Raw genomic sequence first — 18,544 nt, forward strand, 5'->3', positions numbered from 1 at the left:
CGAACCCCATGACACGCATCGCTCACTCTCAGCCACAACATTCTTACAGAATGTCACCCTGAGACCCGGGGTCCCCTTGCGAATCGCCGGTAGCTCACTCACCGAACAGCGGAAATCTGTGGACGGGCCGCGGCGGGAGTTGCCGCCCCGCCCCCCAGGCGGTCGAATCGCGCCGTGACGAATTCGCCTGCCCCGCAAGATCTGCAGGTCCCGGTGGAGCTCGGGACCGGTCCTCTGACGACGGACGACGTGGTCGCCGTCGCGCGCCACGGCGCCCCCGTGCGTCTCACCGAAGCCGCGCTGGAGGTGATCGCCGGCTCCCGGGCCGTGATCGAGGAACTGGCCGGCGACCCGGAGCCGCACTACGGCATCTCCACCGGGTTCGGCGCCCTGGCCACCACCTTCATCCCCCTGGCGGACCGCGCCCAGCTGCAGGCGAGCCTGATCCGCTCGCACGCCGCGGGGTCCGGCCCGGCCGTGGAGACCGAGGTGGTGCGCGCGCTCATGCTGCAGCGCCTGTCCACCATGGCGACCGGCCGCACCGGGGTGCGCCCGCAGGTCGCCCGCACCTACGCGTCCCTTCTCAACGCCCGGATCACGCCGGTCGTGCACGAGTTCGGATCCCTGGGCTGCTCGGGAGATCTCGCCCCGCTGGCCCACTGCGCGCTCGCCGTCATGGGCGAGGGCCCCGTGGTGGACGCGGACGGCGTGACCCGCCCCGCCGCCGAGGCCCTCGCGGACGCCGGCATCGAACCGCTGCGGCTGGCCGAGAAGGAGGGCCTGGCGCTGATCAACGGCACCGACGGCATGCTCGGCATGCTGGTGCTCGCGCTGCACGACCTCGCCGACCTGGTCACGGTGGCCGATCTCGCCGCCGCCATGAGCGTGGAGGCGCTGCTGGGCACCGACGCGGTGTTCGCCGCCGACCTGGCCCGCCTGCGCCCGCATCCCGGGCAGCAGGCCTCGGCCGCGAACCTGCGCGCGCTGCTGGAGGATTCGCCGATCATCGCGAGCCACCGGGATCCCTCGTGCACCCGCGTTCAGGACGCCTACTCGCTGCGCTGCGCCCCGCAGGTGCACGGCGCCGTGCGCGACACCCTCGAGCACGCCCGCCTGGTGGCCCTGCGCGAACTCACCGCGGCCATCGACAATCCGGTGGTCACGCTCGATCACCGGGTCGAGTCGAACGGCAACTTCCACGGCGCCCCGGTGGCCTACGCCCTCGACTTCCTGGCCATCGCGGTGGCCGACCTGGCGAGCATCTCGGAGCGCCGCACCGACCGGCACCTCGACGCGAAGCGCAACGACGGGCTGCCGCCCTTCCTGGCCGGCACCCCGGGCGTCGACTCGGGCCTGATGATCGCGCAGTACACCGCGGCCGGGCTGGTCGCCGAGATGAAACGGCTGGCGGCCCCGGCGTCGGTGGACTCGATCCCGTCGTCGGCGATGCAGGAGGATCACGTGTCGATGGGCTGGCACGCCGCCCGCAAGCTGCGCCGGTCGGTGGAGTGCCTGCGCGACGTGCTGGCGATCGAGCTGCTCACGGCGGCGCGGTCACTGGACCTGCGGGCGCCGTTGCGGCCCGCGGTGGGCACCGCGGCGGTGCGGGACCTGCTGCGCACGGGGGTGGAAGGGCCCGGGCCGGACCGGTTCCTGGCGCCCGAGATCGCCTGGGTGAGCGCGGCGGTGGGTTCCGGGGCGGTGCTCGCGGCGGCCCGGGCCGCGGTGCACGGGCTTCACTGAGGTGTATTGAGGACGCGTCGGTCGGGTTTCGCTCCCGGGAGCCACTTCCGCAGGGCCGGAGCCGAAGGGGACCGACGCGTCCGTCGTTCTGCTCGTGATCAGAACGCCGTGCCGCTGAAGGGAGCCCGGCGCAGGCCGAAGAGGTGGTCGGCCGCGGCCAGCCCGGCGTCGCGGTGCACCGCGATCCGCCCGGCCTGGGCCAGCTGCCAGAACGCGGTGCCACCGAGGTAGGCGCAGGCCAGCTGGGACACGTCGAGCGTGATGTCGGGCGGCTGCTCGGTGCGGGCCGGACCGGCGGCGGAAACGATGTAGCGGCCGTTGTTCTCGCGCAGCACCTCGTCGCGGACCTCCAGGGTGACCGCCCCGGGCGCCCGGTAGGAGCGGGCGGTCAGGGCGGCCTGCACGTCGACGAGGCGCAGCCAGGTCTCGTCCCGCCCGCCCCGGGTGGTCAGGGCGCGCTCGTCGGTGAGGAGCTTCTCGATCGAGTGGTCGACCGGCATCGGGTCGAGCACGACGCGCTGCACGTTCTCGATCGCCAGCAGGTGCCGGAGCAGGCCGAAGTGGGCGCGGGAGGTGGTGGTGACGAAGTCGTTCACCACGATGCCGCGGTCGGTGGAGCGGAACCAGGTGGCCGCGTCCTGGGGCCGGTAGATCGCGAAACCGTCCTCGTGGCCGGGAATCCCGTGCACCACGGCGTAGTGCTGCTCGGTGCTCAGGTGCCGCATGTGGGCCTGGGCGCGCCACCAGTAGCCGGGGCGGTCGACCGCCCCGACCCAGTTCGCGCCCGTGTAGATCCGGGCCAGCAGGTCCTGGTCGGCACGTTGCCGCAGGTCCACGGGCCGCACGTCACCGCCCTGGGGCACGCCCGCGCGGAACCGGGCGCGGTCCACCGAGATCTCGACCGAGGCCACCTGACTGGCGATGCCGAAACCCCAGCGCTCGTAGATGGTGGCCTCGTCGGCCCGCAGCGCGGCCAGGATCTCGCCGCGGGCCAGGCACTGCTCGAGCTGGTGACGCACGAGGGCACTGACCAGGCCGCGCCGGGTGGGGGTGGGCAGCACACCGACGTCGGTGACCGCGGCCTGCGGCACCTTGCGGCCCCCGGGCACGACCATCCAGCTGGTGAACGAGGTGGCCGGTCCGCCGAGGCGTTCCGGGGTCTGGGTGCTCTGCGGGGTGGCCGGGTCGTAGGCGGTGCCGTAGGCGCGGGCGGCCTGGGGACGCAGGGCCTGCCGGTACGCGCCGGTGGTGGGGGCGGGCCCACCGGGTCGGGACGGGTCGTCCACCGGCGTCCGGAACCCATCGCTCTCCACCGGCGTCCGGAACCCCTCGTGCTCCACCGGGGTCAGGAAACCCTCGAGCGAACGGCCGATCTCCTGGGCGTCGGTCAGCACCCTGATCTCGTGGTCCACGTCTTGACGCTAGCCCCGTGACCAGTGGGTTTCCTGGTGGAGCACCCGAGCGGCCCTCCGGCCGCCCCTCCCTTGGCCGCCCCTTGGCCAGCCCTGAACCCATGCGGAACGAAACCTTCCGCATGCCGTGTCACCCTCGACGTATGGCCGATACCTCCAGGCGACTGCTGACGCTCCTGTCGCTGCTCCAGACGCCCCGCGAATGGTCGGGCCCGGAGCTGGCCGGCCGGCTCGGCGTGAGCACCCGCACGATCCGGCACGACGTGGAACGCCTTCGCTCGCTGGGCTATCCGGTCGACGCCACGCGTGGCTCGGTCGGTGGCTACCGGCTCGGGGCGGGCGCGGCGCTGCCCCCGCTGCTGCTCGAGGACGACGAGGCCGTCGCCATCGCCCTCAGCCTGCGATCGGTGGCCGGCGGTTCGGTGGCCGGGCTGGAGGAGAGTGCGCTGCGCGCGCTGAGCAAGCTGCAGCAGGTGCTTCCGGCCCGGCTCGGGCGGCGGGTGGACGCGGTGGTCGCCTCGACGGTGCGGGTCGGGTCGGGTGCGCCGGGGGTCACGGCGGTGGACGCGTCGGTGCTCCAGCTGCTGGCCTCGGCCTGCCGCGACCAGGAACGGGTGCGTTTCGCCTACGCCGACCACGCGGGCACCTCGACGCAGCGCACGGTCGAGCCGCACCGCCTGGTCAGCTGGGGCCGGCGCTGGTACCTGGTGGCGTGGGACCGCGACCGCGACGACTGGCGCACCTTCCGGGCCGACCGGATCGGCGCCCCGGCGGCGGTGGGCGCCCGGTTCGGCGCCCGGGAGGTGCCGGGCGGTGACGCCGCGGCGTTCGTGCGGCGCGGCACCCGGTCGGTGCAGTGGGCGGTGATGGCGCGGGTGCGGGTGCACGAACCGGCCACCACCGTGAGCGAGCGGCTCGGCAGTGCCGCGGAGTCGGTGGAGGCCGAGGGCGCGGATCGCTGCGTGGTGATGCTCGGCGGCGCCGACGCCGAGTCGATGGCACCGTGGCTGGGTCTGATCGGGGCCGAGTTCGAGGTGCTCGGACCGCCCGAGCTGGCCGCCGCGGTGCAGCGGCTCGGTCACCGGATGCTGCGAGCAGCCGGTGACTGACCCCTCACGGATCGGTGTTTTCCGTTATAAGGGGGTCAAATCCGCGTTCTGATTCTTGTTCGCCACACAGCTGAACCTGCGATTTTCAAAGCTTTCACCTAGCATTCCCATCTTGTTGGAATTCCGGTGAAAGGTTGACGATGCCCGCCTCCGACATCTCGTCGGACGATTTCGACCGCACCCAGCCCCCGATCCCCGAGGCACCCCTCGAGACGGGAGTCACGGCCCGGCCGCTCGGCGGGGGTCAGCAGGGCACCACCCCGGCCCCGGCGATCCCGCGGCGCTTCACCGCGCTGGACGGACTTCGCGGGCTGGCCGCCCTGGCGGTGATCTTCTTCCACCTGCGGCGCGAACTGCGGGACGTGGGGATGCCGGACCACCTCGACCGCCTGGTCACCGGCGGCTACCTCATGGTCGACCTGTTCTTCGTGCTCAGCGGTTTCGTGCTGGCCCGCACCATGCTGCGCACCCGCGGCGCCGGCGAGGCCCTGCGGTTCTCCGAGCTGCGCATCCGGCGGTTCATGCCGCTGCACCTGACCGGCTGGGTCGTGGCCCTGGCCGGGGTCGTGGTGCTCGCGGTCTGCCAGCAGTTCGACCTGCTGCACACGCCCGAGCGGGGCGCGTTCGACAGCGAGGACACCGGGCCGATCGCCTGGGCCTCGAGTTTCGTTCTGCTGCAGGGACTCTTCGGGCCGCAGTTCGCCGGCTACCCGGCCGCCTGGTCGCTGTCGGTCGAGCTGTGGAGCAACATCCTCATCGTCGCCGTGATCGCCTTGATGCCCGGCGCCTCCTACCGGCGCCTGGTCGGGCCCGCCGCGGTGCTGGCCGGGGCGGTGCTGCTGGCCTGGACTCCCCCCGCGGCCGAGAACAGCGTCGGGGCGGCGGCGTTCGGGCGCGGTCTGGCCGGGCTCGGCGCGGGCATGGTGGCCTACGAGCTGTTCCTGATGCTGATGCGGCGCCGGTCCCGACACGACCGGGCCAGTTCCGGCGTCGGCGTCGGTGCCGGTGCCCCGGGCTGGGCCGTGCCGGTGAGCGTGATCGCGCTCGGGCTGCTGGTTCTCGCCGTCTGGGAACGGGAGGTCGTGCGCGAGCTGCGGTTCCTGCCGATGCTCGTGGTCGCCCCGCTGCTGGTGCTGAGCCTGGCCCTGCCCGGCGGCGGCCCGGTGAAGTGGGTGCTCGACCGGCCGGTGTCGCAGTGGCTCGGCAGCCGCTCGTTCGCGCTGTACGCCCTGCACGGCCCCGTCCTGATGACGGTCGAACTGCTGCTGGAGCTGCGGGGGTTCGAGACCGGAGGGGCGAAGGTGTCCGCGTTCGTCATCATCGCCACGGTCAGCGGCTCGCTGATCGCCGCGGAGCTCGGTCACCGCTACGTCGAGACCGCCTGGCTGCCGCGGAGGAAATCGGCGGCCGCCGCGCCGGCCCGGGAGAGCGTCAGCGTCTGAACGGGGTCGCAGGCCCCTGGTCGGGGCCGCCGGCCCTGGTCAGGGCTCGACGCGTCAAGGTCCTGGACGCACGAACGACGGCCCGGGAAACCGGGCCGTCGTCATTGCCTTGATCAGGAGGGCTCTTCGGCGAGCTCGGCCATCGTGGGCACACCCGACGACTCCAGCACCTGCGCGCGCAGGGCCGGGCAGCCGTCGTTCATCAGGGCGTCCACCTTCGCGGACCGGATCGTGGCGTTGGGGGTGCTGGACCCGTCGAACGCCGCCTCGAGGCTCTCCACCAGCTGGGAGGCCAGCTTCGTGCCGTTCGCCCCCTGGGCCAGGGTGGTCTCGACCACGCCGCAGACCATCACGGCGGAGATGTCGAAGCGCACGGTCGACTTGGGCGTGGGCACAGCGGCCGCACTGGTCTCGGCGTCGACGGACGCCGTGGTGGTCGTCGCCGCCGAACTCTCGGTGTCGTCACCACCGCCGCACCCGGCCAGGACGAGGCCCAACAGCGGGGCCACGGCCAGCGCCACTACCGCTTTGCGTACACCAGGTAACACGATCAGCTCTCCGGAGGATCAGACTGTCAGGCACCGGGCCCGAGCGTTCCGGGCTCGGCCATCTCGTGCCGTCCAGGGTCGGTCTCGACAGTGTGGAACCACCGCCACACATCGAGACCGGGTGCGTGACGGTAGGCCGAAGGCGCTCGCCAGCCCGCCTCGTCGCCGTCGACCAGGACGAGCGCACGCTCGGCCGATACGCAGGCTACCCGTACGTCTCCCGGTTCGCGTCTTTCTCGCCCTTCCCGATGGTCTCAACCGGTTAATCCTGAACGATGAGTTACCCGGGGCAACGGTCAGTTGCTGTAGAGCTCGTTCAGGGAGTCCCGTTCGACCAGCTCGAGCGCGTCGGCGTGTACGGCCGGGCACTCTTCTTTCATCACCGTGTCGAGGTCGAAGCTGGATCCCTCGTCCTCACCGATCGTGGTGAAGATGGTGGAGACGGTGGCCGCGAGCTGCGTCACCGCGGCCTCGGTGTCGCCGCCCTCGCTGGTGCCCACGACGGCCTTCACCGTGGAGCAGGCGAGCTTGGCCTGCCCGGCCTCGCCCAGGTTGCCCGCCGCGTCCTGCAGCTGCTTCTCGGCCTCCCCGAGGTCGAGGTTCTCGGTCGCGTCCTCCAGCTGCTGCGCGGTGTCGTTGAGCTGGTTCGCGGTGTCGTTCAGCTGGTTGATCTGCTCGGCCGCGCTGTCGGCGGAGTCGCCGCACCCGGCCAGGAGCAGTGCGGCCAGGGGCAGCACCACCAGAGAACGAACCGCCACGGTCTGCCGGGATCTCACGGTCTTGCCTCCTGGGGTAGCGAACGCTTTCGGAAGAAAACGGAAGTCACCGACCGGGGGTTCCGGATCCGGAGGTCCAGCACACCGGGAGGGCAGCCGATAGGCACAGAGTGAGCGACCAGACGAGCGAAGACGAGGCCCGGCGCCTGGCCGAGCTGGACACCTACCGCGTGCTCGACACCGATCCCGAGCCCGGTTTCGACGCCCTGGTCAAGGTCGCGTCGTCGATCGCCCGCACCCCCAGCTCCACGATCACCCTGATCGACCAGCACCGGCAGTGGTTCAAGGCCGCGATCGGGATGGCCAACCGCGAGGGCGACCGGCGCACCGCGTTCTGCGACCGGGTGGTGCAGGACCGGGCCCCGGTGATCGTCACCGATGCCTCGACCGACCCCCGCTTCTCCGCCAACCCCCTGGTGACCGGCGAGCCGGAGATCCGCTTCTACGCCGGCTTCCCGCTCGAGACCCCGACCGGCGAGGTCCTCGGCACCCTCTGCGTGATCGACTACGAGCCCCGGCAGCTCACCGCCGACCAGCTGGAACTGCTGCGGGTGCTCGCCGACCAGGTGATGGCCCAGCTCACCCTGCGCCGCACCCTGTTCGAGCGCGAGCAGGAGCTGGCCGAGCGGCAGCGGCTGATGGGCCGGGTCGCCGAGTCCGAGGCCCGCTACCGGATGCTGGTCGAGAGCTCCCCCGACGTGATCGCCCGTCTCTCGCCCGACGGCGACGTGCGCTACGCCTCGCACGCGCTGCAGGCCGTGCTCGGTGTGAGCCCGGAGCAGGCCACCTCCACCCAGGACATCGTCGACACCCTGGTGCACCCCGACGAGCTCGAGACCGCGCAGCAGGCCCTGGCCGACGTGAAGGCCGGGCACCGCCGCGACTTCACCACCCGGCTGCTGCGCACCACCGACCGCACCTACCGCCAGCTGGAGGTGACGATGCTGCCCCTGCAGGACGCCGACGGCACCGTCACCGAGGTGATGCTGACCGGGCGCGACGTCACCGAGAAGATGGTGGTGCAGCAGGCCCTGGGCGCGGCCACGGCGGAGGCGATCCGGCGCGGCAACCAGCTCGAGGAGGCCCAGGAGATCGCCGAACTGGGCAGCTGGACGGTCGATCTGGGCACCGGCGAGTCGTGGTGGTCGCCGCAGCTGTTCCGGCTGTTCGGCGCCGACCCGCACTCCGTGACGCCCTCGATCGAGCAGGCCCGCGCCTACAACCACCCCGACGACCGCGAGCGCGTGCGCGAGGCCACCGCCCGGATCATCGAGGGCGGCGCGTCCGAGCAGATCGAGTACCGGATCGTGCGGGCGAACGGTGAGGAGCGCACCGTGCTGGCCCGCGGGCGGCGCGAGTCCGACGGCGACAGCGGAACACACCGCATCGTCGGCACCATCCAGGACATCACCGAGCTGCGCCGCACCGAGCGTGAACTGCGCAGCGCGCGGGACCTGTTCGCCCAGGTGCTGGACTCCACCGAGCACGCGTTCATCGCGATCGACCCGGAGGGCCACATCACCATGTGGAACCGGGGCGCGCAGCTGATGCTGGGTTATACGGCCGATGAGGTCCTGGGCACGAAGAAGGGCCTGACCTGGCACGACCCGGCCGAGATGGAGCGGATCGCGGCCGAGATCGGGGTGCCGTTCGGGCTGGCCATGTTCGTCGAGCACGCCGGGCACCCGGCGCTGATGCGGCCACGCACGTACATCGCGAAGGACGGCACGAGGCGCACGGTCTCGGTGACCATGCGGGCGATGCACGACGGCGACCCCAGCCTGGTCACCGGTTACATCGGCGTGGTCACGGACATCACCGCCCGGGTGAACGCGGAGAAGGAGCGGGACGCGCAGAGCCACATGCTGCGCGCGGTGATCCAGAACAACCAGTCGATCATCACCGTGAAGGACCTGAACGGCCGCTACCTGATGGTGAACCGGGCCTTCGAGAGCGCGTTCGGTATCCCCGAGGCCGAGATCGTGGGGGCCACCGACGACCTGATCGACCCGCAGCTGGCCACGCGCTGGCGGGCGAACGACCTGCGTGGCCTGAACGGCGCGGTGCCGGTCGACGAGATCGCCGACCTGCCCGACGGCCGGCACTGGTACGAGACCGTGCGGATCCCGCTGCAGGACGAGGCCGGTGAGGTCACCGCGATCTGCACGGTGGCGCTGGACGTGACCGAACGGCGCCGGGCCGAGGCCGAGAAGGCCGCGGCGATGGAGGCGATGACCGGGGCCCGCGACGCGGCGGTCGCGGCCACGAAGGCGAAGTCGGCGTTCCTGGCCACGATGAGCCACGAGATCCGCACCCCGATGAACGCCGTGATCGGGATGACCGGGCTGCTGCTGGAGACCCCGCTGAACGACGAGCAGCGCGAGCTGCTGCACACCGTGCGCTCGAGCGGCGACCAGCTGCTGGCGATCATCAACGACATCCTCGACTTCTCCAAGATCGAGGCCGGCGACCTGGAGCTCGAGGAGCACCCGTTCGAGCTGCGGGACTGTGTGGAGGGCGCGATCGCCCAGTTCGCCGGGTCGGTCAAGAATCTCGACCTGATCTCGCACGTGGACGAGGACTGCCCGGCGGTGGTGGTCGGTGACGTGATCCGGCTGCGCCAGGTGATGACGAACCTGGTGAGCAACGCGATCAAGTTCACCCCCGAGGGCGACGTGCTGCTGCGGGTCGAGCTGCTCGACGACGGCCCGCAGCATCCGGTGGACATCGAGGAGACCAGCTGGGACGCCGAGGAGCCGAGTCCCCGTCTGCGGCTGCGGTTCACGGTCGCGGACTCCGGGATCGGCATCTCCCCGGAGAACATGGGACGCCTGTTCAAGTCGTTCAGTCAGGTGGACGCGTCGACGACGCGTCTGTACGGCGGCACCGGGCTGGGTCTGGCCATCAGCAAGGCGATCGTCGAGGCCATGCACGGGCAGCTGACGGTCACCAGTGAGGTCGGGGTCGGCTCGCAGTTCACCTTCACCGTGGCCCTGGGCCGGTTCAGCGGGCCGCAGGCGCTGCGCAAGCGGCCTCCGGCGAACGTCGCCGGGCGGCACGTGCTGATCGTCGACGACAACGACACCAACCGCCGCGTCCTGCGGCTGCAGCTCGAGGGTTACGGCATGTCCTGCCAGGACAGCGCCTCCCCGCTGTCCGCCCTGGCCCTCATCGGCAGCGGGGTGCAGTTCGACCTGGCCGTGCTCGACTACGCGATGCCGGTCATGGACGGCGTGCAGCTCGCCCTCGCCCTGCGCCAGCTGCCCGGCGGCAAGGACCTGCCGCTGGTGCTGCTGTCGAGCATCGGGCGCCGTGACCGCAGCCACGAGAAGGTCTTCGCGTCGGTGCTCACCAAGCCGATCCGCAGTGCGGCGCTGGCCGAGGTGCTGGGGCAGGTGCTGGCTCCCGAGGCAACGGCGGACGACGTGGTCGCCTCCCGGCCGACCACCCCGGTCCCCGGGCTCACGAACGAGGGCGACCACCCCGTCCGCAAGCCGGTCGTGCCCCCGCAGGGCACCCGCACCGCACCTCGCGACCGCGACCTCAGTACCGCCGGGAAGCTGCGCATCCTGCTGGTCGAGGACAACGAGATCAACCAGAAGGTGGGCAAGCTGATGCTGGCCAAACTCGGCCACACGGTGGAGGTCTCGGCCAACGGCGCGGAGGCCGTGGAGGCGGTCGGCCGGTTCGACTACGACGTGGTGCTGATGGACATGCACATGCCGGTGATGGACGGGCTGGAGGCGACCCGGACGATCCGTGCCCAGCTGCCCGCCGAGCGGCAGCCCACGATCATCGCGATGACCGCCAGCGTGACCAAGGAGGACCGGGACGCCTGCGCCGAGGCCGGTATGGACGGGTACCTGTCCAAGCCGGTGCGGGCCGAGCACCTCACCGAAGCGCTGGGTGGAGTGCCTGTGCGTAACGGATAAAACTTGTCCGGTCCCGCAATCACGTGCGAACTGGTCACATTCGCTCTGAAACCTCTAGAGTCACTCCGCGATCCGTGCGTCAGGGATGCGGGTGCGACAGAGGCAGGAGCATCCAGGGCGGATGGGCGTTCGGCTACGTGTCTGGGCCAGTCTGCTCACGCTGCTGCTCGTCCCGGTCGGGACGCTGCTGGTGCTGTGCGCCCTGGCGGCGACCGTTCTGCTGGGCTACGAGAACGCCGGCATCGGCCCGCAGGCGCTGGCCCCGGCCTTCCTGCTCGGCCTGGTCGGGCTCGTCGTGCTGCACGGTCTGCCCGGGCGGCGTCCGGTGCCGCGGCCCGAGGGCCTGGAGATCCTCCCCGAGGAGGAACCCGGCCTGTGGGGCGAGATCGAGGACATCTGCGAGGTGCTCGGTGAGGACCCGCCCGACCACCTGGTGATCGACGGGCGTCCCCGCACCGCCGTGACCGAGCAGCACGACCTGCGCGAGATGGTCATCGGCCTGCCGCTGCTCGTCGGGCTCAGCCGGGTGGAGCTGCGCTCGCTGATGACGCACGAGATGGCCCACTTCGCCCACGGCACCACCCGGGGCACCTGGTTCGTGCTGCGCGCCCAGTACTGGCTGCGCTCCACCGTCGGCACGCTGCGGCGCAGCCCTCTGCGCCGCCTGATCACCCTGTATCTCAAGCTGTACAGCGCGGTCTCGGGCCCGGCGCGGGCCCACCACGAACTCGGCGCCGACATCTGGGCGGGCCGGCTGGCCGGGCCCGAGGTGGCGGCGCAGGCCCTGCGGCAGCGGCAGTTCGTCGACGAGGCCTGGCGGCGGGTGCTCGAGCAGTACGGCCGGGCGCTGGTGCCGCGCGGGCCCCGGGCGAGCCTCGCCGAGGCCCTGACCGAGCTGATGCACGACTCCCGCGAACTCGTCGAGACCGAGGCCCACCGGCGGCTGTTCGGCATGTCGCAGTACGACGCGCACCCGCCCGACGAGGAACGCATCGCGACGCTGCGCAGCCTGCGGTTCCACGACCGGCCCCGGCTGCCGCTGGAGCATCCGCACGAACCGGCCTGGACCTGGCTGAACGACGCGCCCGGCCTGTTCGACGAGGTGGAGATCGACGCGGTCGCCCCGGATCCGGACGAGCGGTTCTCCAGCTGGGCCACCGTGCTCACCCGGCAGCTGGTGAAGGACTCCCGGGAGAAGGCGGGCGACCTGCTCGACGCGCTCCACCGGATGAACCCCGGGTCGCCGCCGACCCTCGACGGCCTGCTGCGGGCCGTGGCCTCGGGCCGCGCCCAGCGCCTCACCGACGACCTGCCCGGTTCGCTGCGCGCCGCGGTGATCGTGGCGCTGGCCCAGGAACGGCGGGTGCGCGCCGAACCCGACTTCTCCCCCGGCGGCCCGCTGCGGATCACGCTGGTCACCCGCGACGGCCAGACCTGGGACTGGCCGTTCGACGAGGTGATCGCCGACGCCGTGCGCGACCCGCGCGAACTGGAGACGCTGGCACAGGCCCTGGAGTCGGCGGACGTCGACCTGCGGGAGCCGGTGGAGGCCTAGGCCGGTTCGGGTCGGCACCGACCGGGCCACCACGAACCAGGTGCGCACGTCACCCGGACCTTCTGTGACCGATGGGCGGCAGGCGGCGAGTGATCGATGCCCGTCAAACACTTGGCCGGATCCGGGACTACTCACCGCACGGTCGCGGTTGGCACCTGGAGGAAGAACCTCACGACGAAGGGCAAGCAACCGTGGCCACTCCCCAGACCGGCCTGTCGATCCTCGACCTCGCCCCGGTGGCGAAGGGCCAGAGTCCCGGCGAGGCGATCGCCGCCAGCGTCGCCCTGGCGCAGACCGCGGAGCGCACCGGCTACAAGCGGGTCTGGTACGCCGAGCACCACAACATGGCCGCGATCGCGTCGTCCGCCACCAGCGTGCTGATCGCCCACGTCGCCGCGAACACGAGAACGATCAAGCTCGGCTCGGGCGGGATCATGCTGCCCAACCACTCGCCGCTGGTGATCGCCGAGCAGTTCGGCACGCTGGCCGAGATCCACCCGGGCCGGATCGAGCTCGGCCTGGGCCGCGCCCCCGGCTCCGACCAGGCCACCACCTACGCGCTGCGCCGTGACCCGGCCACCGCCGAGAACTTCCCCACCGACGTGCAGGAGCTGCGGGGATTCCTGAAGGGCGAGTCCCGGGTCCGCGGGGTGCAGGCCATCCCCGGCAAGGGCACGAACGTGCCGCTGTTCATCCTCGGTTCGTCACTGTTCGGCGCCCAGCTGGCCGCCGCTCTCGGCCTGCCCTACGCCTTCGCGTCGCACTTCGCCCCGGCCGCGCTGCACCAGGCCGTCGAGATCTACCGCCGCGACTTCCAGCCCTCGGCCGACCTGGCCGCGCCGCACGTCATCGCCGCGCTGAGCGTGTACACCGACGAGACCACCGAGGCCTCGCTGGCCGCGCTGCGCCAGGCCAAGATCCAGCGGGTCGGCCTGCTCTACGGCCGGGGCCGCACGATCACCGAGGCGGAGGCCGAGCAGATCGTCGACTCCGGTGAGGCGCTGCAGCTCGAGGAGATGGCCAAGTACTCCGCCGTCGGCACGCCGGCCGAGGTCAAGGACTACCTCGAGCAGTTCCAGAAGTCCTCCGACGCCGACGAGCTCATCGTGGCGTTCGGGCACAACGACGCCGCGGCCCGGCTGCGGGCGGTCGAGATGACCGCCGAGGTCATGGGGCAGACGGCCTGATCACCGGTTCTGATCGGTCCGGCGTTCGGCACTGATCAGAACCGGCCGCACCACACCGTCTTTCAGCAGGCGGCCGATGCGGCGCTCCTGTTCCAGCGCCGCATCGAGCCGCCGGTCGCCGCGGTGCCGCTGCCGCACCCGGGCCTCGACCTCGTCGGCGAGCTGACGCCACTCCCCCTCCTGGCGGTCGTGCAGAAGGTCGCCGGCGATCGTCGAGACCATCTCCAGCCCCTGATCGCCGAGCAGCCCGGGCAGCTCCGCCTCCTGCGGGAAATCATTGCCCTCGGGGGCCCCGCGCGGGCGGGGCACGTCAGCGGTGAACACCAGAACACCCAGTCGGGCACCGGGTTTCAGTACGCGGGCGATCTCGGCGAGCAGCGCGGTCCGGTCCGGCGTCGTGCACAGCACCCCCAGGCACCACGCCGCGTCGGCCGACCGGTCGGCCAGTGGCAGGGCATCTCCCCGAGCGGTCCAGCCGGGGACGCCCAGGAGCACCCGAGCCTCCCGGCTCGCCTCGGGCATCGGCTCCAGCACCAGGGCACGCACCCCGTACTCCCGCTGCGCGAAGGCGGCGGGCCCACCCAGGCCGCCCCCGACGTCCACCATCAGGGTGTTCGCCCGCAACCGGCACTCGCGGGCCAGCCAGCGCAGCATCGCCGGTCCGGCGCTGCCCCGGCAGGCCGCGGGAATCGCGTGCCGGGAACCGATCTCGCGCACGGCGTCGGCGGTCCAGGCGGCCATCAGCCCGAACTCGGTCTCCATCGCCTCGTTCACGGCCGGTCCCGCAGGGCGTTCCCGACCGCGGCCTTGATCTGCGCGCCCAGCACCTCGCCCCGCCCCGAAGCCAGACCCGACAGGTTCACCCCGACCACCCCGTCCACCCGCAGGAGCGCCCTGGCCTCGGCGACCGCCGCCGCGATCCCCGCCTCGACCGGATCCGGCGCGTTCAGAACCCTCTGCACCGCAACCGGATCCAGCCCGAGACCGGGAAGACCCAGGGCCTGCGCCGACCGTTCGTCGGTGTAGACGGCGACCCCCGCGACCACCGGGAGAGTCACGCCGGCCGCGCGGGCCGCGTCCACGAAAGCCGCCACCCGCGAGGGGGAACCGACGTGGTTCAGCAGACAGATCTGCGCCCCCGCACGCTGTTTCTCGCGAAGACGACCGGGCCGCAACGCGATCGGCGGGGCGTCGGGCGACTCGGCCACCGCCACGAGCGGCCCGGTGCCGGAGGCGAGCGCCGCGAGCCGGGTGCTGTCGATGTCGAAGACCTGGGTGACGTCCGGACGCACGTCGTGAGCCCGTCCGTCACCGGTCACGCAGAGCACGGCGGTCGCTCCTGCCACGGCCAGACCGGCGAGCTCCTGCTCGAGCACCACCCGGTTGCGGTCGCGGCAGGTGAGGGTGATCCAGGCCGGCAGACCCGCGTCCACCAGCAGTCTCGTCATCAGGGTGGGCGGCAGGTCGGGGCGGTTGTGATGCTCGCCCACGAGCACCCCGTCGCACGAGCCGGCCAGGGCCGCGGTGACGGTGGAGATCGAGTCGAGGGCGTAGGGCCGCACCGTGAAGTCGGTCAGGATCACGGGTTTCGTCAGGTCGGGCCGCCACTCGGCCACCGGCGGGCCGATCCAGGGCACCACCTCGCCGGACGCCGCGAACGGGCACGGAAGATCGGCCATCTCGCAGGTCAGGTCGGGACGGACCCCACCACAGGGACCGTACTCCATGCGTTTCGGGCAGGTGGACGTCTGCACGTCACGAGTCTGGGAGTGCCCGCGGGCGACCGCATCCGGACCGGGCCCCTACGGTTCGGCCTGCGGAAATTCGGTGCGGGCCGTGGGGCACTGCACGAACCCGATGCCGCCGAGGTCGGGAAGGAGCCTCACGTCACTCTTGCGCGGCTTGTCGTCGTCCGGGCTCAGGTAGGTGACCCGGGCGCGCAGCGGGTACCGCTCGGGACAGCTGTCGGGGAGATTCCAGCGCACCGTGTAGAAGCGCGTGGCCCTCGGCCGGATCACGGCTTTCGCGCCCTTGCGGCCGGGTTTCGCGCAGTCGCCGCCGGCCCGGGTGACCCCCAGCTGGCGCAGCGCGCCGACGGCGGGCGAGCTGATCTTCGAGACCAGAACGATGGACGCGTCGGTGTTCGCGAGCGCGAACGTCACGGTCAGCTGGTTGCGGTGGTCGGTGCGGACCGGGCAGACCTCGCGCAGCGACACCGGGGCCTCGTCGATCTGCACCGCGGTGGCGAAGGGGGTCGGGGACGGGACGGCGTCGTGACGGGGCGCGTCGGCGGTGCCGACGACGACGCTGCCCAGGAGGGTGACGCTGACGGTGCCGAGGACGTAGAGGCACAGGCGCGCGGGTGAGGACGGCGGGTCGTCGGCAGGCCCGTCGGTCTCCGGCACCAGGTCGAGCGTCTTCACGGTCCCACTCCAGCGTGAGAACGAGGGCCCACATGATGGTGCGGTGGCACTGCGGGGAGGGGATCCGCAGCACCACCGCACCGGTTCAGGGGCCGTTTCCAGCTTTCCGGCTCGCTGGTCGATCGGGTTCAGCTCAGCCGGTCGTGCGGCCTTCCGGAGCGGTCACGACGCGTCGGTCGAGGAGCTCGAGCTGCTGCTGGTGCTCGTGCTGGTCGGCGACTGGAGGTCGTACACCGTCGTACCGTCCACGGTAGTCGAGGTGAAGTTCTCCGCAACCCACTCGGAGATCTCGCTGCTGCTCCCCGAGCCACCGCCCATGCCGCCACCGCCGCCGAAACCACCGCGTCCGCCGTCGGTGGTGCCGCTGTCGGTGGTGCCGCTGTCGGTGCCGTTGCTCGGGGGCTGGGTGGTGCTGTTCGAGCTGTCGTCGGTGGTCCCGGTCCCGGTTCCGGTTCCTGTTCCTGTTCCGGTTCCTGTTCCGGTTCCGGGCTGTCCGGCCTGGGTGCCCATGCCGCCACCCATGCCGCCCATGCCGCCCGGGATGTAGTAGCGGATCTGGCCGTCCTCGACGTACTGCTTGAACTCGTCCAGCGTGATCGCGTCGTCGCTGCCGCTGAAGCCGCCCATGGCCATGATCGGCACACCGCTGGAAAGCTGCAGGGAGGCGGAGGAGTTGGCGCTGCTGGTGGCCGCGGCCCACTTCGTGCCGGCGCTCTGGAGCAGTTCGGTGAGCTCGGAGTCGCTGCTGCTGGAGCCGGTGCCGCCCGTGCCACCACCGCCGCCCATGCCGCCCATGCCGCCCATGCCGCCCATGCCGGAGGAGGCGCCGGACGGGCCGACCGAGGGGATCGAGCCGCTGTGCGCGCTGGCCGCGGTGGGCAGGGCGTAGGCCACCGTGCCGGTGCCGCCCGCGATCACCCCGGCCAGCAGCGCCGCCGCCAGCACCCGCTTGCCGAGCTTGAACGGCATCAGCAGGAGCAGGGCCGCGATCACGGCGACGGGCAGGAGGACGTAGCGGATCTCGGGGTGCCAGTCGCCGTTGCGGGCGAGCAGCGTGTACGACCAGAGACCGGCGGCGAGCACCATCACGGCCAGGGCGATGCGGGCGCGCCAGGTGTCCCGGGCGGCCCAGAGCACCGTGCCGCCGATGCCGATGAGGGCGGCGATCGCCGGGGCCAGGGCCACGGTGTAGTAGGGGTGGATCGTGCCTTCCATGAAGCTGAAGAGCAGGCCGGTGATGACGAGCCAGCCGCCCCAGATGATCAGCGAGGCGCGCACCCGGTCGGTGCGGTTGCGGCGGGCGGTGATGATCAGGCCGGCCACCAGCGCGACCAGCGCGGCGGGCAGCAGCCACGAGATCTGGTTGCCCATCTCGTCGCCGAACAGCCGGTTCAGGCCGGTGGGGCCACCGAACGACGAGCCCGCGACGCCGCCGCTCATGCCGCCCCCACCACCTCCGCCGCCCCCGTTGCCGGAGCCACCGAAGACGCGGCCCAGGCCGTTGTAGCCGAAGACCAGGTTGAGGATCGAGTTGCCCTCGGAGCCACCGATGTACGGACGCGAGTCGGCCGGCCAGAGCGAGACGATCGCGATGTACCAGCCGCAGGAGACGATCATGGTGAGGCCGGCGGCCAGGAGCTGCAGCACGCGGCGGCCGATCGTGGTCGGGGCGCAGACCAGGTAGGCCAGGGCGAGGGCGGGGACGATCACGAAGCCCTGCAGCATCTTGGCCAGGAAGGCGAAGCCGATGGCGACGCCGCACAGGAGGATCCACTTCCACGACGCCTTCTCCAGCGCCCGCACCATGCAGTAGGTGCCGGCCGTGAGCAGCAGCACCAGCAGGGCGTCGGGGTTGTTGAAGCGGAAGATCAGCACCGCGGCCGGGGTCAGGGCGAGCACCGCACCGGAGAGCAGACCGGCGCCCGGACCGGCCACACGCTTCACCGCGGCGTGCACCAGGGCGACGCTGAGCACGCCCTCGATCGCCTGCGGCAGCAGCATGCTCCAGCTGCTGAAGCCGAAGATCTGGCCGGACAGGCCCATCAGCCACAGCGAGGCCGGCGGCTTGTCCACGGTGATGTAGTTACTGGCGTCGAGCGAGCCGAAGAAGAGCGCCTTCCAGCTCTCCGAGCCGGCCTGGGCGGCGGCCGCGTAGTACTCGTTCGCGTAGCCCGAGGAGCTGAGGTTGATCAGGTAGAGCGCGGCGGTGGCGGCGAGCAGCACCAGCAGCGCGGGACGGGCCCAGGCCGGGTCGCCGTCGGAGGATGCGAGGAACCGACGACGGCCACGCTGCCGTCCGGAGGAATCGTCCCGGTGGCCGGGCGACACCGGTGTTTCAGCCCGTGCTGCAGTCCGTGTTCCGGCCCGCGTTTCGGCCTGGTGGGCCGTGTCCGGGCCGGGCGAGGTCGTCGTCATGG

Annotated in this window: 13 protein-coding genes; 6 read left to right on the top strand and 7 right to left on the bottom strand. The window is 71.9% G+C overall.

Features of this window, described 5'->3' with window-relative positions:
- Positions 1-174 precede the first annotated feature (174 nt).
- On the top strand, positions 175-1,743 hold the full coding sequence (gene hutH, locus J2S57_RS02990; RefSeq protein ID WP_307238004.1) for a histidine ammonia-lyase: 1,569 nt from the start codon (positions 175-177) through the stop codon (positions 1,741-1,743).
- Positions 1,744-1,841: 98 nt separating this feature from the next.
- Here hutH and J2S57_RS02995 read toward each other — a convergent pair whose 3' ends face one another.
- Positions 1,842-3,155, bottom strand: a complete 1,314-nt coding sequence (locus J2S57_RS02995; protein WP_307238006.1) for a GNAT family N-acetyltransferase — start codon at positions 3,153-3,155, stop codon at positions 1,842-1,844.
- Between the two features lie 143 nt (positions 3,156-3,298).
- Between J2S57_RS02995 and J2S57_RS03000 the strand changes: the two genes are divergently transcribed.
- Both J2S57_RS03000 and J2S57_RS03005 read left to right on the top strand, forming a co-directional pair.
- Positions 3,299-4,264, top strand: coding sequence for a helix-turn-helix transcriptional regulator (locus J2S57_RS03000; protein ID WP_307238008.1), 966 nt, complete (start codon positions 3,299-3,301; stop codon positions 4,262-4,264).
- A gap of 140 nt (positions 4,265-4,404) precedes the next feature.
- A complete protein-coding gene (locus tag J2S57_RS03005; protein ID WP_307238011.1) occupies positions 4,405-5,706 on the top strand; it encodes an acyltransferase family protein in 1,302 nt (433 codons plus the stop codon).
- 113 nt (positions 5,707-5,819) lie between these two features.
- On the opposite strand, the gene J2S57_RS03010 is transcribed toward J2S57_RS03005, so the two are convergent.
- Both J2S57_RS03010 and J2S57_RS03015 read right to left on the bottom strand, forming a co-directional pair.
- Complete coding sequence (locus J2S57_RS03010; RefSeq protein ID WP_307238013.1) at positions 5,820-6,215, bottom strand: hypothetical protein; 396 nt, start codon at positions 6,213-6,215, stop codon at positions 5,820-5,822.
- A gap of 335 nt (positions 6,216-6,550) precedes the next feature.
- Positions 6,551-7,030 carry a hypothetical protein gene (locus J2S57_RS03015; RefSeq protein ID WP_307238015.1) on the bottom strand — a complete coding sequence of 160 codons (480 nt, stop codon included), beginning with the start codon at positions 7,028-7,030 and terminating at the stop codon, positions 6,551-6,553.
- Between the two features lie 110 nt (positions 7,031-7,140).
- Between J2S57_RS03015 and J2S57_RS03020 the strand changes: the two genes are divergently transcribed.
- From J2S57_RS03020 to J2S57_RS03030, 3 genes are all read left to right on the top strand, one after another.
- The gene (locus J2S57_RS03020) at positions 7,141-10,962 is read left to right on the top strand and encodes a PAS domain S-box protein (protein WP_307238017.1); all 3,822 of its coding nucleotides are present in this window, start codon (positions 7,141-7,143) and stop codon (positions 10,960-10,962) included.
- A gap of 121 nt (positions 10,963-11,083) precedes the next feature.
- Positions 11,084-12,517, top strand: a complete 1,434-nt coding sequence (locus J2S57_RS03025) for a M48 family metallopeptidase (protein WP_307238019.1) — start codon at positions 11,084-11,086, stop codon at positions 12,515-12,517.
- A gap of 191 nt (positions 12,518-12,708) precedes the next feature.
- Positions 12,709-13,704 carry an LLM class flavin-dependent oxidoreductase gene (locus J2S57_RS03030; RefSeq protein WP_307238021.1) on the top strand — a complete coding sequence of 332 codons (996 nt, stop codon included), beginning with the start codon at positions 12,709-12,711 and terminating at the stop codon, positions 13,702-13,704.
- Here J2S57_RS03030 and J2S57_RS03035 read toward each other — a convergent pair whose 3' ends face one another.
- From J2S57_RS03035 to J2S57_RS03050, 4 genes are all read right to left on the bottom strand, one after another.
- On the bottom strand, positions 13,705-14,478 hold the full coding sequence (locus J2S57_RS03035; RefSeq protein ID WP_307238023.1) for a class I SAM-dependent methyltransferase: 774 nt from the start codon (positions 14,476-14,478) through the stop codon (positions 13,705-13,707).
- A complete protein-coding gene (locus J2S57_RS03040) occupies positions 14,475-15,431 on the bottom strand; it encodes a methylenetetrahydrofolate reductase (protein ID WP_370882557.1) in 957 nt (318 codons plus the stop codon). Before J2S57_RS03040 ends, J2S57_RS03035 begins: the two co-directional genes overlap by 4 nt.
- A 75-nt stretch (positions 15,432-15,506) precedes the next feature.
- Positions 15,507-16,127 (bottom strand): hypothetical protein, encoded by a 621-nt coding sequence (locus J2S57_RS03045; RefSeq protein ID WP_307238027.1) that lies wholly within the window; start codon positions 16,125-16,127, stop codon positions 15,507-15,509.
- Positions 16,128-16,289: 162 nt separating this feature from the next.
- The gene (locus tag J2S57_RS03050) at positions 16,290-18,542 is read right to left on the bottom strand and encodes an ArnT family glycosyltransferase (protein ID WP_307238029.1); all 2,253 of its coding nucleotides are present in this window, start codon (positions 18,540-18,542) and stop codon (positions 16,290-16,292) included.
- Positions 18,543-18,544: the final 2 nt, after the last annotated feature.

Source organism: Kineosporia succinea, assembly GCF_030811555.1.
GTDB classification, from domain to species: domain Bacteria; phylum Actinomycetota; class Actinomycetes; order Actinomycetales; family Kineosporiaceae; genus Kineosporia; species Kineosporia succinea.

Bases quoted from the DNA above. Each gene is read 5' to 3' on its own strand.
- J2S57_RS03000 (WP_307238008.1), top strand. From the start codon at position 3,299: ATGGCCGATACCTCCAGGCGACTGCTGACGCTCCTGTCGCTGCTCCAG.
- J2S57_RS03005 (WP_307238011.1), top strand. From the start codon at position 4,405: ATGCCCGCCTCCGACATCTCGTCGGACGATTTCGACCGCACCCAGCCC.
- J2S57_RS03025 (WP_307238019.1), top strand. From the start codon at position 11,084: ATGGGCGTTCGGCTACGTGTCTGGGCCAGTCTGCTCACGCTGCTGCTC.
- J2S57_RS03040 (WP_370882557.1), bottom strand. From the start codon at position 15,431: ATGGAGTACGGTCCCTGTGGTGGGGTCCGTCCCGACCTGACCTGCGAG.
- J2S57_RS03050 (WP_307238029.1), bottom strand. From the start codon at position 18,542: ATGACGACGACCTCGCCCGGCCCGGACACGGCCCACCAGGCCGAAACG.